General features: G+C 65.1%; 13 protein-coding genes. 7 read left to right on the plus strand and 6 right to left on the minus strand.

Going from position 1 to position 14,474, the window contains the following annotated elements; translation table 11 throughout:
• The first annotated feature begins 357 nt into the window (after positions 1–357).
• Positions 358–3,123 (plus strand): type I DNA topoisomerase, encoded by a 2,766-nt coding sequence (gene topA / locus GA0071312_RS10810; protein WP_074444971.1) that lies wholly within the window; start codon positions 358–360, stop codon positions 3,121–3,123.
• Between the two features lie 12 nt (positions 3,124–3,135).
• On the opposite strand, the gene GA0071312_RS10815 is transcribed toward topA, so the two are convergent.
• Together GA0071312_RS10815 and GA0071312_RS10820 are read right to left on the minus strand one after the other, a co-directional pair.
• The gene (locus GA0071312_RS10815) at positions 3,136–4,095 is read right to left on the minus strand and encodes an alpha/beta hydrolase family protein (protein WP_074444972.1); all 960 of its coding nucleotides are present in this window, start codon (positions 4,093–4,095) and stop codon (positions 3,136–3,138) included.
• A 53-nt stretch (positions 4,096–4,148) separates the two neighbouring features.
• A complete protein-coding gene (locus tag GA0071312_RS10820) occupies positions 4,149–5,522 on the minus strand; it encodes a nicotinate phosphoribosyltransferase (RefSeq protein ID WP_074444973.1) in 1,374 nt (457 codons plus the stop codon).
• A gap of 207 nt (positions 5,523–5,729) precedes the next feature.
• Here GA0071312_RS10820 and GA0071312_RS10825 point away from each other — a divergent pair, with 207 nt between their 5' ends.
• The 3 genes from GA0071312_RS10825 to GA0071312_RS10835 are packed head-to-tail and all read left to right on the plus strand — an operon-like array spanning position 5,730 to position 7,975.
• Positions 5,730–6,995 (plus strand): divergent polysaccharide deacetylase family protein, encoded by a 1,266-nt coding sequence (locus tag GA0071312_RS10825; protein ID WP_074444974.1) that lies wholly within the window; start codon positions 5,730–5,732, stop codon positions 6,993–6,995.
• Entirely contained in the window at positions 6,992–7,522 is a 531-nt protein-coding gene (locus tag GA0071312_RS10830; protein ID WP_420819970.1) for an RNA pyrophosphohydrolase, read from the plus strand. The genes GA0071312_RS10825 and GA0071312_RS10830 overlap by 4 nt, the downstream gene beginning before the upstream one ends.
• 60 nt (positions 7,523–7,582) lie before the next feature.
• Positions 7,583–7,975, plus strand: coding sequence for a hypothetical protein (locus GA0071312_RS10835; RefSeq protein WP_074444976.1), 393 nt, complete (start codon positions 7,583–7,585; stop codon positions 7,973–7,975).
• A gap of 18 nt (positions 7,976–7,993) precedes the next feature.
• Here GA0071312_RS10835 and GA0071312_RS10840 read toward each other — a convergent pair whose 3' ends face one another.
• The gene (locus GA0071312_RS10840; protein WP_074444977.1) at positions 7,994–9,157 is read right to left on the minus strand and encodes an aminotransferase; all 1,164 of its coding nucleotides are present in this window, start codon (positions 9,155–9,157) and stop codon (positions 7,994–7,996) included.
• 12 nt (positions 9,158–9,169) lie between these two features.
• Entirely contained in the window at positions 9,170–10,384 is a 1,215-nt protein-coding gene (locus GA0071312_RS10845) for a deoxyguanosinetriphosphate triphosphohydrolase (protein WP_074444978.1), read from the minus strand.
• A gap of 111 nt (positions 10,385–10,495) precedes the next feature.
• On the opposite strand from GA0071312_RS10845, the gene erpA reads away from it, so the two are divergent.
• The 3 genes from erpA to GA0071312_RS10860 all read left to right on the plus strand — a co-directional run bounded on the left by erpA (position 10,496) and on the right by GA0071312_RS10860 (position 12,781).
• A complete protein-coding gene (gene erpA / locus GA0071312_RS10850; protein ID WP_074444979.1) occupies positions 10,496–10,822 on the plus strand; it encodes an iron-sulfur cluster insertion protein ErpA in 327 nt (108 codons plus the stop codon).
• Positions 10,823–10,825: 3 nt separating this feature from the next.
• On the plus strand, positions 10,826–11,473 hold the full coding sequence (locus GA0071312_RS10855) for a ribonuclease HII (protein WP_074444980.1): 648 nt from the start codon (positions 10,826–10,828) through the stop codon (positions 11,471–11,473).
• A 135-nt stretch (positions 11,474–11,608) separates the two neighbouring features.
• Positions 11,609–12,781: a site-specific DNA-methyltransferase gene (locus tag GA0071312_RS10860; protein ID WP_083204507.1), complete on the plus strand. Its 1,173-nt coding sequence runs from the start codon at positions 11,609–11,611 to the stop codon at positions 12,779–12,781.
• Positions 12,782–12,905: 124 nt separating this feature from the next.
• Here the strand turns inward: GA0071312_RS10860 and GA0071312_RS10865 are convergent, their stop codons facing one another.
• Both GA0071312_RS10865 and GA0071312_RS10870 read right to left on the minus strand, forming a co-directional pair.
• A complete protein-coding gene (locus GA0071312_RS10865) occupies positions 12,906–13,898 on the minus strand; it encodes a YihY/virulence factor BrkB family protein (RefSeq protein ID WP_074446104.1) in 993 nt (330 codons plus the stop codon).
• A 140-nt stretch (positions 13,899–14,038) separates the two neighbouring features.
• Positions 14,039–14,278, minus strand: coding sequence for a hypothetical protein (locus tag GA0071312_RS10870; RefSeq protein ID WP_131817778.1), 240 nt, complete (start codon positions 14,276–14,278; stop codon positions 14,039–14,041).
• Between the last annotated feature and the right edge of the window lie 196 nt (positions 14,279–14,474).

Consider the following 14,474-nt stretch of genomic DNA (forward strand, 5'->3'; position numbering starts at 1 on the left):
CGGGCGCGCAGCCTCGCTCAATGTGTCAACGCGCGGCTTATACACGAGAATCGTACGGCGTGGCGACAAATCTGAACCGGTTGCGACAGGATATTGCGTTCATGTCGCAAATCAGCGAACAAGCGTGCGGTTTTGCGTCATCGACAGGCATGATCAAAAACATGGCATGTCGGCGCCACGGCGCGACAGCCGGATCGTTCTGCAGGGCGGCGGGCGGGTTCGATCCGGGTGATGCGTGTACGAAGCGATTTGACACGCGGCCCACATTCACCCACTTACACGCATGCGGCGCCGTGCGGGGCTGGGCGCCTGACATCTTTTCAATGCCTGCAGGCCCCAGGATCGGGAACGCGCTTAATGAAGGTCGTCGTCGTCGAATCTCCCGCCAAGGCCAAGACGATCAACAAGTATCTCGGCCGTGACTACGAGGTGCTCGCCTCCTTCGGTCATATCCGGGATCTGCCGGCCAAGGACGGCTCCGTCGATCCGGAAGCCGATTTCTCGATGATCTGGGAGATCGATTCCCGCAGCACCAAGCACGTGGCCGAGATTGCCCGCGCCGTGAAGGGGGCCGACACGCTCATTCTCGCCACCGACCCGGATCGTGAGGGCGAGGCGATTTCCTGGCACGTGCTCGACACGCTTCAGAAGAAACGCGCGCTCAAGGACGTCAAGGTCGAGCGCGTCACTTTCAATGCGATTACCAAGGAATCCGTGCAGAAGGCGATGGCGCAGCCGCGCCAGATCGACCAGGCGCTGGTCGATGCCTATCTCGCCCGCCGGGCGCTCGACTATCTCGTCGGCTTCACCCTGTCGCCGGTATTGTGGCGCAAGCTGCCAGGATCGCGCTCCGCAGGGCGCGTGCAATCGGTAGCTTTGCGTCTCGTCTGCGACCGCGAGCGCGAGATCGAGACATTCGTGCCGCGCGAATACTGGTCGCTCGTGGCGACGCTGGCGACGCAGGACGGTGCGCAGTTCGAGGCGCGTCTTGTCGGCGCGGACGGCAAGAAGATCACCCGGCTCGATATCGGCACTGGCGAGGAGGCCGAGGCCTTCAAGCGCGATCTCGACATTGCCAGTTTCAACGTCGCCAAGGTCGAGGCGAAGCCGGCCAAACGCCATCCGCAGCCGCCATTCACCACCTCGACGCTGCAGCAGGAGGCCTCCCGCAAGCTCGGCATGGCCCCGGCCCAGACCATGCGCATCGCGCAGCGGCTGTATGAGGGAACCGAGATCGGCGGCGAGACGGTCGGCCTCATCACCTATATGCGAACCGACGGCGTGGACATGGATCCCAGCGCCGTTCAGGGCGCGCGCAGGGTGATAGGGCGTGAATACGGCGAGGCCTATGTTCCGGGCGTACCGCGCAAATACGCCACCAAGGCCAAGAACGCCCAAGAGGCCCACGAGGCTGTGCGCCCCACCGATCTCGCTCGCCTGCCGGGTCAGGTCGCGCGTTATCTCGATGCCGAACAGACCCGGCTCTACGAGCTGATCTGGAAACGCACCATCGCCAGCCAGATGGAATCCGCCGAGCTGGAACGCACCACGGTCGATATCGCGGCCAAGGTCGGCCCGCGCGTGCTCGATCTGCGCGCCACCGGCCAGGTGGTGAAGTTCGACGGCTTTCTCACGCTCTATCAGGAGGGCCGTGACGACGAGGAGGACGAGGACGCAAAGCGCCTGCCGCCGATGTCTGCCGACGACCCCCTGAGCCGCAAGCGCATCGCCGCGAACCAGCATTTCACCGAACCGCCCCCGCGCTATTCCGAGGCAAGCCTCGTCAAGCGCATGGAGGAGCTCGGCATCGGGCGCCCCTCGACCTATGCCTCCGTGCTGCAGGTGCTCAAGGATCGTGAATATGTCGCGATCGAGAAGAAGCGCCTCGTTGCCCAGGACAAGGGACGCATCGTCACCGCCTTCCTCGAAGCGTTTTTCAAGCGCTATGTGGAATATGATTTCACCGCCGATCTCGAAGCCCAGCTCGACCGCATCTCCAATCACGAGATTGACTGGAAGCAGGTGCTGCGCGATTTCTGGCAGGATTTTTCGGCGGCCGTGGGCGAGACCAAGGACCTGCGCACGACGCAGGTGCTCGACGCGCTCAACGATTATCTCGGTCCCCATATCTTCCCGCCGCGCGAAGACGGCGGCAATCCACGCGCCTGTCCCTCCTGTGCCGACGGCATTCTCTCGCTGAAGATCGGGCGCTACGGTTCCTTCATCGGCTGCTCGAATTATCCCGAATGCCGCTATACCCGCCAGCTCTCGGCGCCGGCCGATGGTGATGGCGAGGGCGGGCAGCCCGGAACGCGCATACTCGGCACTGATCCGCAGAGCGGGCTCGAGGTCAGCGTCCGCGACGGGCGCTTCGGCCCCTTCGTGCAACTCGGCGAGCAGCAGGAGGGTGGCGAGAAGCCCAAACGCTCCTCCATTCCCAAGGGTACCTCGCCCGGTGATGTCGATCTGGAAATGGCGCTCGGCCTGCTCTCGCTGCCACGCGAGGTCGCGAAGCATCCCGAGACCGGCGAGCCGATCATGGCCGGGATCGGGCGCTACGGCCCTTACGTCCAGCACAAGCGCACCTATGCCAATATCGGGCGTGATGACGAAATCCTGTCGATCGGCGCCAACCGCGCCATTGATCTGATCGTCACCAAGGAGACTCAGGGCCCTGGCCGGCGCGGCGGCGGCGATCCTGGGCGCGAGCTCGGCAAGGATCCCGAGAGCGAAAAGCCCATCGTGGTGAAATCCGGTCGCTATGGCCCCTATGTCACCGATGGCAAGACCAATGCAACGCTGCCCAAGGGGCTCGAAGCCGAGGGCATCGATCTCGAAAAGGCGATCGAGCTGATCCGCGCCAAGCAGGCCAGCAAGGGTGGCGCGAAAGGTGGCAAGGCGGCTGGCAAGAAGACTGCGAGCAAGGCCGCGACGAGCAAGGCTTCCGCGAGCAAGGCTTCCGCGAGCAAGGCCTCTGCCGCGAAGGAGAAGAAGCCGGCAGCGAAAAAATCTGCCGCGAAGAGCAAAGCGGCATCCAAACCCGCTGCATCAAAGACGACCAAGGCCAAGGCGACGAAGACCGGATCGAACTCCGCAGAGGCCGGGAGCGGCGAGGGCGCCTGAGGCACCTTCCCCTCAATCCAGCGCGCTGAGAAATCCGTTGAATACCCCCGCGTAACGCTCCGGGTTTTCGATGTAGCTCAAAAGGTGGTCGCCGCTGCTGCGCAGGAGGAAGGTCATGCCCCGGCGGCGGGTGACGATCTCGTCGGTGATCGAGACCGGGACCACGGTGTCGCCCGTGCCATGGGCGATGAAGAGCGGCCCGTCGAAACCCACGATCTCGGCGCGAACATCCGCCTGCGAGAGATCGACCGGACCCTCCAGTCTGAACATCGTCATCGCCACTTCGGTGACCTGATGCGGGAACAAGGCGCCGGCGCGGCCTCCGATGAAGGCGAGAATGGCGCGGAAATCGAGGGCGGGCGCATCCAGTGCGATGCCGGCCACGTGTTCGGCTTGCGACGAATGGCGCAGGAACTGCCCCACAATCGCTCCGCCCATGGATTCACCCACGAGCAGGACCCGCTCGTAGCCACGCGCGCGCATCGCGATGACGGCGCCCTCCAGATCGCGCCATTCGGTAAGGCCGAAGCCGTAATGGCCGTCCGGCGATGCCGGCGCGGCTTCATCGTTGCGATAGCTGATCAGGGCCGTGGAAATTCCCGCGCCGTGCAGCAGCCCGAGATGGCGGTACCCGTCCTCACGCCCTCCGGCGACGCCGTGGACATAGATCGCGACGAGATCGCTCTCGGCGCGCGCGCCCGGCACATACCAGGCCTCGGCTGGACCGAGCTCACCATTAATGGAGACGCTCTCGAAAGGCAGGCCGAACGCTTCCTGCGGGTCACCGCGATAGCCCAGTTCGCGCGGATCGACCGGGCGGGTTTCGGGTGTAAGCTGCTCTGCGAGCGGCCCGACGCGCAGGGTATCGCTCGCCCCGCGATGCATGACCAGTCCGGCGAAGAGGAAATAGGCAATGACGAGGCCCAGACCCACGAAGCCGCAGGCGAGAATGATGCGCGAGCGCTTCTTCATGTTGCCGCCCCCACCTTTCAACCCTGTCCCAGTTATGGCGGCTCGGCGCGGTTTCAATCGCTGTCGGCGCGCAGAATTCGCTCGGTCTCTGCGCTGAAAGCGCGCAATTGCCGCGAAATCGTGACCGGGTACGGCGGGTCGGCTCTGGCAATGGCGCGGACGGGAGCGGGCAGGGTGGCGATGCTCTGGGAAGCATGCCTGCGAATGGTGTCGAGGGGCTCCGGCGGCGCGACCCGCTTGCCGTCGCACATCACCTCTGCGAGCAGCGGCAAACCGTCGGCGCATTCGTCGGCTTGCGTGATGCGATCACCCTGCGCGACGCCGTCCGCAAAGCGTCGGAAGACCTGCTTGGGCCCCGGCAATGTCTGCTTGCCGGATGAGAGCTTCATCACCCCGCGCCCCTCATAGGCGACGAGCTTGTAGGCGATGTCGAGGGCCGGCGCGTCTTCGCTGACGCTCATCGCCGTGCCGACGCCGAAAGCATCGATAGGCGCGCCGGCCTCGAGCAAGGCTGATATTTCTTCTTCGTCGAGCCCGCCGCTGGCGAAGATCTGGGTGTCGTGCATGCCGGCCTTGTCGAGCAGGCGGCGGCTTTCGCGTGCGAGGGAATCGAGATCGCCGGAATCGAGGCGGATGCCGGCAAGCCGGGTCTCGCGGCCCGTCTCCCGCGCACAGGCGATGGCGCGGGCCACGCCGCGTGGTGTGTCGTAGGTATCGACCAGAAGAACGGTCTCCGGATAGCTGCGCAGGAAGGCGGCGAAGGCCTCGCGCTCCTGCGCGAAGGCCTGGATGAAACTGTGGGCCATGGTGCCGATGGTCTCGATACCGTAACGCCGGCCTGCCGCGAGATTGGAAGTCGCGCTGATGCCGGCCAGGCTGAAGGCGCGCGCACCCTTGAGTGCCGCCTCGCAGCCATGGGCGCGGCGTGAGCCGAAATCGACGACGCGTCGCCCATCGGCCGCCAGCACCATGCGCGCCGCCTTCGAGGCGAGAATCGTCTGCAACTGGATCTGGTTGAGCACCAGCGCTTCGACCCATTGCGCCTCGATGATCGGCGCGGTGACTTCGATGAAGGGTTCATTCGGAAAAACGGGTGTGCCCTCCGCCACGGCGCGGACATTGCCGGTGAAACGCAGGCCGGCGAGTTCCTGCAGAAAGCCGTCGTCGAATTTGCCGAGTCCGGCCAGATAGTCGATCTCGGCAGAGGTGAAATGCAGGTCCTCGAGCGCAGTCAGCACATCGTCGAGGCCGGCTGCGAGGAAGAAGTTGCGCTTGTCCGGCAGCTTTCGCGAGAACAGGCTGAAGGTTGCCTCGCCGCGCATGCCGGCATCGCGATAGGCGCGCATCATTGTGAGCGCGTAGAGATCGGCAAAGAGCGCGCTGGCATGGGGCGTTCGGGTTGCGTCTGTCGGAGGGTTCGGGCTCATGGTCGTGCAGACTCCCGATCTGTCAGGCGGGTCGCGAAACACCGTGGTTACGGATCAACGCCATAGCCCGGTTTTTCGTTCGGGATCCAACTGGATTGTCCTGGTCTTCGCCCTCGACCTTGCGGGCGAATTGCGGAAAGGTAGTGCGCGTTACAACTGATTCGCGTTGGCCGGAAAGGTGGCGCGGAGAAGAGGACTTGCGACAGCATGGCCGCAGCAGATGATCTGACGAAGCCGCTTACCGGCGCGCGCCGTTCCGGCAGCGGGCGCGGCGCAGCGTCGCGCGTGCCTTGGGCAGGCATCCTCGGCGCGGTGCTGGCCCTGGTGATCGGCGGTATGGGCATCTTTCTGCTGATCCACGACGATCCGCTCGGTGGCGAGCCGCATGCGGTGGTGTCGATCGAGACCGGAATCGCCGATGCGACGCGCGATCTTTCCGATGAGCCGACGGGCGGCGCCCAGATCGCCGAGGTGCCGCGTGACCGGCCCGGCAGTCCCGGTGTCGTTGAGGACAGTTCCAGCGGCGTGACCGTTGTACGGCCGGACGGGGCCGGTGGCGGGCAATCGATCATCATCTCGATCCCCGAGGAAGCGCGCGACATGCGCAGCCGTGCCGATCAGCCGCAGCGATCACCGCGCGAGGCGTCCGACCCCGTCGGCGCTCTCGACCCGGCTCCGGATCAGCGGCTTGTCGAGCAAAGCCGTTACGGCGCATTGCCGCGCATCGGTGATGATGGCGCCCGTCCGGTCGAGGTTTATGCCCGCCCCATGCCGCCTGGCAGCGCCGGTGCGCCGGCGCGCGTCGCCATTCTGGTGACCGGGCTCGGCATCAGCCAGTCCGTGACCGGCGATGCGATCACGCGGCTGCCGCCGGATGTTTCCCTCGCCTTCGCGCCTTATGGCGGCGACCTTGATCGCCTCGTTGCGCGGGCACGCAATGCCGGGCACGAGGTGATGCTGCAGGTGCCGATGCAGCCCTTCGATTATCCCCAGAACGATCCCGGGCCGCATACGCTCACGGTCGAGGCGGGGGAAGAGGCCAATCTCGAGAATCTGCATTGGGTGATGGGACGGTTTACGGGCTATACCGGTATCGTGAATTTCATGGGCGGACGCTTCACCGCCCAGCGTGATGCATTGGAGCCCATCATCGCCGATCTTGCGCAGCGCGGGCTTGGCATCGTCGATGACGGCGCCTCTTCGCGTGCGCAGATCGGCGCGCTGGGCCGGGCGGCGGATGTGCCTGTGGCACGTGCGGACATCCTGCTCGATGTGGTGGCGCAGCAGGAGGCGATCGACGATATGCTCGGTACGCTGGAGGAGCAGGCGCGCGAGCGGGGTTTCGCCATGGCGACCGCATCGGCCTTGCCGATCACGATTGCGCGGATCGAGGCCTGGGCGCGTGGCGCCGCCGAACGCGGGATCACGCTGGTGCCGGTTTCCGCAGCATTTTCCGAAGAAGTGGGAGGCTGAAACCCGTGACAGTGAAGAACGTCGACCCGGCGCAGGATCCGGCCTATCGTCCGTGTGTCGGCGTCGCGCTGTTCAACCCGGCGGGTCATGTCTTCGTCGGGCGGCGCCTTGCATCCGCCGGGCCCGAGCATGTCGATCAGACCTATGCTTGGCAGATGCCGCAGGGCGGTATCGATCCCGGCGAAGACCCGCTCACCGCCGCGCGGCGTGAACTGTTTGAAGAGACCAACGCCTCCAGCGTCTCGCTTCTGGCCGAGGCGCCGCACTGGCTCGCCTACGATTTGCCTGGAAATGTCGCGGGACGCGCCTGGCGCGGGCGCTATCGCGGGCAGACGCAGAAATGGTTCGCCTTCCGGTTCGAGGGCAGCGATGACGAGATCGACATCGCAAGCCCTGCGGGCCACAAGCCGGAATTCGATGAATGGCGCTGGGAGAAGCTTGCCGCCACGCCGGGGCTGATCATCCCGTTCAAGCGCTGTGTCTACGAGGAAGTCGTGCGGCTCTTCGCGCCCTACGCCGCCGATTGACAGGCTGGAACGCCGGCTTCCCGTATCGAAAGGCAAAGTCGAAAGCGGGGAGCGGGCATCTTGAGGATCACCGAGGATATCCGCTATGAACTGCGCGCCGGGAACGGGGTCTTTGCCCTGACCTTCGTGCTCTTCGCCGCCATTACGAGCTTCGTTATCGGGCCGTCGGGGATCTGGGCTGCGCTGACGATCGCGATCGCGGTGACGCTGTTCTGCCTCTTCCCGATCATCCTGGAATTGTTGCTGACCTCGCCGGTCAGAGTGCTGCACTTTCTCGGCCGCGCCCTCGTTGTGGCGGCCTTCGCCCTGATCGGCGTGGCGGCGGGCACGTTCCTGATTACGCGGCTCGACGGCGTCGACCCTGCTGGCGCGGCGACCTTTGTCCCGGCACCGTTCGCGGTCCTGATGGGCTATGCCGGCTGGCATATGCGGGTGCTCGGTCTCGATTACTGAGCGGTCTGACGTGTCGCGTTACATTCCGACCAACCGCGCATCGAGCCCCGCGACCTGCGCCGCTTCCACATTGGCGAAGGCGACGCGCAGGAAATCCTCCTGATCCGGTCCGAAATACGACCCCGGCAGCGCCAGCACGCCGCGCTCGCGGGCGAGCCGCTCGGCTATGGCGGCGGCGGGTGTTCCGGTCCAGGGGTGGCGCAGATAGGCAAAATAGGCGCCGATCGATTCCACCTTCCAGCCCGGATGGCGCGCGATCACATCGGTGAAGATGCCGGCGCGGGTGAGGATGTCGGCGCGGTTTTCCGCCCGCCATTGTCGCAGGTTGGGGATCGCCCAGGCCAGTGCGATCTGCCCGGTGCGCGCGGGGCAGATCTGGAGATTGTCGAGAATCTTGACGATCCCCTCCATCGTCTGCGGGCCCGCAAGCATGGCGCCGAGGCGATGTCCGGGAACGGCATAGGATTTCGAGAAGGAATACAGCGCGATCAGATTATCGCCCCAATCCGGCGCATCGAACAGCACGTGCGGCGCGCCGTCACCGGCGAGGAAATCGCGGTAGGTCTCGTCGAGGATGAGCCACAGGCCTTCCTCGCGCGCCAGCGCGGCGAAGGCGGCGAGGGTCTCGGGCGGGTAGATCGCGCCGGTCGGATTGTTGGGCGTGACCAGCGCGATGGCGCGGGTGCGCGCCGTGATCAGCGCGCGGGCATCCGCCGGATCGGGCACGAAGCCGTTCTCCGCGCGCGCGGGCAGGGCGATCGGCGTGATGCCGAGCATGGCGAGGGTGGTCTGGTGATTGAAATACCAGGGCGTGGGCAGGATTACCTCGTCTCCCGCCTGCGCCGCGAGCATGGCCGCGACGGCGAAGGCCTCGTTGCAGCCCGCCGTGATTGCGACCTGGCCGGCATCAAGCGCCGCGCCGTATTGCGCTGCCGTTTCCGCCGCATAGGCCTCGCGCAGGGCGAGATCGCCTTCGATCATGCCGTAGCGCGCCGCATCGGCGTTGCCGGCGGCCTCGGCCAGACGGGCGAGCAGATCCGCATGGGGCGGTGAGCCGGGCACGGCCTGGGAGAGATTGATCAGCGGACCGTGAGCCCCGTCATAGGCGCGCGCCCAGGCCTGCGCCTCGGGGATCGGCGGCAGCGAGAGGCTGTCGATGAGCGGGTTCAGCGCGGCACGCAAGCGAGGCTCCTTTCAGCCGATACGCAGTTCCGGCGTATCGCCGCCGATGCCGCGATGCGCCGCGAGCGCGTAATTGTCCGTCATCCCGGCAATGTAATCCGCCACGCGCAGAGCCCGCAGCGGGGCATCCGCCGCCGCGAGACCGGCGCCCCATTCAGCCGGCATGCCCTGCGGATCAGCCATGAAATGCGCAAACAGCTCGCGCACGATCCGGTCAGCCTGGCGTCTCACGGTGATCACCTTCCGGTGGCGATACATGTTCGGATAGAGGTAGTTCTTGATAGCGCGATCCGCCTCGCGCAGTGCCGGTGAAAACGCCACGACGGGATGGGCGGCGGCGCGGATCGCATCGGCATCGGCGGGCGCCAGCGCGGCGATGCGCCGCTCGCTCTCCGCCACCACATCCTCGACCATGCGCGTGATCACACGGCGGGTGAGCTCGTGGATGCGTCGGGCCGTCTCCAGCCCCGGCCAGCGATCGTCGATATCGTCGAGCAGGCCGGCGATGAAGGGGATGGCGCGCAGATCCTCCAGGGTGAACAGGCCGGCGCGCAGGCCGTCATCGATGTCATGGGCATTGTAGGCGATGTCATCCGCCAGCGCCGCCACCTGCGCCTCGCCGGAGGCATGGGTGGCCAGACGCAGATCGAAGAGCGCGTCGAAGGCGAGAATGGCGCCGGGCACGCCGTGTTCGCGGTAACGCGGCGTCGGCTCGCCGTCATCGTCGAGAAGCGGTCCGTTATGCTTGACGAGGCCCTCCAGCGTCTCCCAGGTGAGGTTGAGCCCGTCATAGGCGGCATAGCGCCGCTCCAGCTGCGTCACCACACGAAGCGCCTGGGCATTGTGGTCGAATCCGCCATAGGGCGCCATGCAATCCTGCAACGCGTCCTCGCCGGTATGGCCGAAGGGCGTATGGCCGAGATCATGCGAGAGCGCCAGCGCCTCGGCGAGATCCTCGTCGAGCCCGAGCGAGCGCGCCAGCGCGCGGGCGATCTGGCTCACCTCGATCGTGTGAGTGAGGCGCGTGCGATAGTGGTCGCCTTCGTGGAAGACGAAGACCTGGGTCTTGTGCTTGAGACGGCGGAAGGCTGAGGAATGGATGATGCGGTCGCGGTCACGCTGGAAATCGCTGCGGGTGGGGGAAGCGTCCTCCATCACCAGCCGCCCGCGTGTCCGCGCCGGATCGCAGGCATAATCGGCCCGCCATCTTTCTCCGAATGCGCGCATGCGCCCTCTCTTCCCATTGCGGCCCAGCCCACAGGTCCTTACATTTCATCATGAGGCATTTGCAAGCCGCGTGATTCCAGCGTCGCGCGGCATCGAACGGATCGAGACCGCATGAACACGATCACACTCTCCCAGAGCGCGGCAAAGCGCATCAACCAGATCATGGCAAAGGAGGCGCCGGGTTCGAAACTGCGCATCAGCGTCAACGGGGGCGGCTGCTCCGGATTCGAATACGCGTTCGATATCGACACGCAGGTGAAGGACGACGATCTGGTGATCGAACGTGACGGCGCTGCCGTGATCGTCGACGAGATCTCCGCGCAATATATGGAAGGCTCCGAGATCGATTTCGTCGACGACCTGATCGGCCAGAGCTTCCAGATCAGGAACCCGCTGGCGACTTCCTCCTGCGGCTGCGGCACCTCCTTCTCGATCTGAGACATGGCCCCGAAACTGCGCATCGTGCTCGATGGTTCGCAGGAGCGTGATCGCGACCCTTGTGCCTGCTTTGCCGGAATCGACGAGGTCGGGCGCGGACCGCTGGCCGGGCCGGTGACGGTGGCCGCCGTCGTTCTCGACAGGCAGAACATTCCGCAGGGTCTGTGTGATTCGAAACTGCTCCCGGCCGCGCGGCGTGAAGAGCTCTTCGCGCAGATCATGGCAACCGCCGAGGTGGGTATTGCCTGCGCCGGGCCCGATGAGATCGATCGGCTCAATATCCGCGGCGCGACTCTCAAGGCGATGCGCCGCGCGCTGGCCGCTTTGCCCTGCATTCCCGATCATGCACTGATCGACGGGCGGGACGTGCCGCCGGGGCTGACGATTCGCGCGGATGCGGTGGTCAAGGGCGATTCGGCTTATGCCTGCATCGCCGCCGCATCAATCGTCGCCAAGGTGATTCGTGACCGGGCCATGCGATTCGCCGCATTGCACTATCCTGAATATGGCTTCGATCACAACGTGGGATATCCGACGCAAGGGCATCTGCTTGCCCTGGATCGTTTCGGCCCGTGCCCGATCCACAGAATGAGTTTCGCACCCTTGCGATCATGGTTGATGAAGGGTGAAGAAGATCGCCTCCTGATCTGAAATTTCCCTTGAGAATCAATCGCCCGGCAAAAATTGCAGCCCCAAAGCGGGACGCGTTTTCAATATCCCGGCAACACGATCTTTACCCTATCCGGCAATGATCCTCCTCGTAGTTCGAGTGAATGGTGCATGCCCATGGGTACCTCGCGTACCGGGGCTGCCGTCGCAACCGCCCGGAAACAGGTCTCGCGTACCGGGCGGGTCGCGGCGGCGCCTCGGATGGGGACCAAGCTCCCCGTCAATGAAATCCTGATCGGCGATTGCATCGCCGCCCTGGAGAAGCTCCCTGCGGAGAGCGTGGATCTGGTCTTTGCCGATCCGCCCTACAATCTTCAGCTCGAGGGCGCCCTGATGCGCCCCGACCATAGCCGCGTCGATGCCGTGGATGATGCCTGGGACCAGTTCGCCAGCTTCGCGGCCTATGACGCGTTCACCCGCGCCTGGCTGCTCGCCGTGCGCCGCGTCATGAAGAAGAACGCGACCTTGTGGGTGATCGGCTCGTATCATAATATCTTCCGCGTCGGCACGGCGCTGCAGGATCTGAATTTCTGGATCCTCAACGATGTCGTCTGGCGCAAGACCAATCCGATGCCCAATTTCCGCGGCAAGCGCTTCACCAATGCGCATGAGACGCTGATCTGGGCCAGCCGCAGCCCCGATGCGAAGGGGTATACCTTCCACTACGACGCGATGAAGGCGGCCAATGAGGATGTGCAGATGCGCTCCGACTGGCTGTTTCCCATCTGCACCGGGGAGGAGCGGCTGAAGGATACGGAAGGCCGCAAGGTTCATCCCACGCAAAAGCCGGAAGCGCTGCTCGCGCGGATCATGCTCGCGAGCTCGAATGCGGGCGACGTGGTGCTCGATCCTTTCTTCGGCTCCGGCACGACCGGGGCGGTGGCGAAGATGCTCGGGCGCAACTTCATCGGCTGCGAGCGCGATCTCACCTATGCCGATGCCGCACGTGCGCGGATCGCGGCGGTCGAGCCGGTTGATCCGGAAGCGTTGAAAGCCGCGCCGGAGAAGCGTTCCGAGCCGCGTATCCCCTTCCTCTCCGTGGTCGAGGGCGGCATGCTCCGTCCGGGCGAGGTGCTCACCGATGCGCGTGGCCGCCACCAGGCCATGATCCGAGCGGACGGGCGGCTGTCGCTCGGTCCGGCCATCGGTTCGATCCACAAGATCGGCGCTCTGGCGCAGGGGCTGCCCGCCTGTAACGGCTGGACCTTCTGGCATGCGGATCGCGGCGGCGAACGTGTCTGTATCGACAGTTTCCGCGCGCAATTGCGCGCATCCATGAGCGCCGCCTGAATGAAGGCGAAGTGAGCGCGCGGCCTCTGAGCGCTCTCGGAGCTGGCGGAGTCAGGCCGGAAGCTCCAGGTCATTGTTCGACGCATCATTCCGTCAGCCGGTATCCACCTGACGGCATGATGCGCTAGCCGCGCGTCTCCCCCAGCGTGTCCGCCACAGCAGCCCCGCGCTCGCCCATCTCCCGCACGGGCGGGATCGTCGTATCGCATTCCGTCTGTTGTTCGAGTTCGGCGTTGAACTCCGCGCCGACGAGCAGGATCAGCGTCGAGATATAGGCCCACATCATCGCCGCCGCGATCGCGCCGAGCGAGCCATAGGTCGCTGAATAATCGGCGAAATGTGACATATACCAGGAAAAGCCCGCCGAGGCGGCGACCCAGACCGTCGCGGCGGAGACGGAGCCGGGCGAGATCCAGCGCCAGCGTGCCGGTGCGCGGCTCGGCCCGTAGCGATACACGACGGCAATCCCGATATTGGCCACGAGGAAGATCACGATGAGCGGCAGCACGGTGATGATCCAGCCTGCCAGCGGGCCGAGCGGCAGAAAGTTCAGGATGATCGGAATGGTGATGACGACATTGACGAGCAATGCCGCAAAGATCAGCGCGCCGATGGTGAAGATCAGCGCCGTGCCATACAGACTCACATAGGAGCGCGTTTCGCGCTCGCCATAGATGACGTTGAGCGCATCGAACAGGCGCAGGACGGCGTTATTGACCACATAGACGGCGATGGCGAAGGTCGTGGCGAATGTCAGGCCCAGCGTGTCGGACCGCTGATCGATCAGGCGCGCGAGCTCGTTATCCATCAGGTCGAGCATGGCGGGCGGCAGGAAGGCATCAAGATCGACCAGCTGGTCACGCAGCCGCGACGGATCGCCGACGAGGCCATAGAGCGATACCATCGCCGCGAGGGCGGGAACGATGGCGAAGATCATGTAGAACGCTGCGCCAGCCGCATTCGCACTGACGCGGTCGCGGTTGAAGGCATTGGCAACGCGCCAGAAGACATCGACATAACCGCGAAAGGGAATGCCCAGCGGAGTCAGCGCCTTGCGCCCGCGAGAGCGCTCGCCCGCCCGCGTCCGGTTGAGTGTCTGGTCAGTGTCACGCTTCAAAAATTGCCGCTCCTGCAACCGGGCAAGATCATGATGCGCAGATAACGCGGCACGCCCCGACTTGTTCGCTCCTGTCAGAAGAAGGTGAGAGCGCGATGCGCGACCGGGGGATCAGCGCGGTGATCCGGCACATGCGGGGTTCAGCGTCTTTCTTCGACACGCTCGATGTCGCCTGATGCGTCCGCATCACTCATATTGACCCCCGAGGCCACGACTGCGATGGCGATGGTCGCCAGACACAAAAGCAGTGCCAGTGCGACCCGTCCCGTGGCGGCGTGGCGGCTGCGCTGATCGGGGACGCCAAACCGCTGATCGCGCGGTGTTCGTGCGGAAGCTTGCGCTGCCTTGTGAACAGATCCCTGCGAATGCCTGTCCGTCATCTTGCGCCTCTTGCCCCGTCCGGGTTCGTCGACTGGTCCGATCTGGTCGATCACGTCAGCGGCGGCCTGGCATCAATTCGCCTCGGTATCGCATGCTCCATCGAACCCCGCCCTTTTCGAAGAATGCTATGAAAGGCCAAGCTTCGCGAGTCGGGAAGTTCGCTTACTTTTCGAGGCGGTCCGTGTCCCATCCGGG

This window comes from Saliniramus fredricksonii, assembly GCF_900094735.1.
Classification (GTDB): domain Bacteria; phylum Pseudomonadota; class Alphaproteobacteria; order Rhizobiales; family Beijerinckiaceae; genus Saliniramus; species Saliniramus fredricksonii.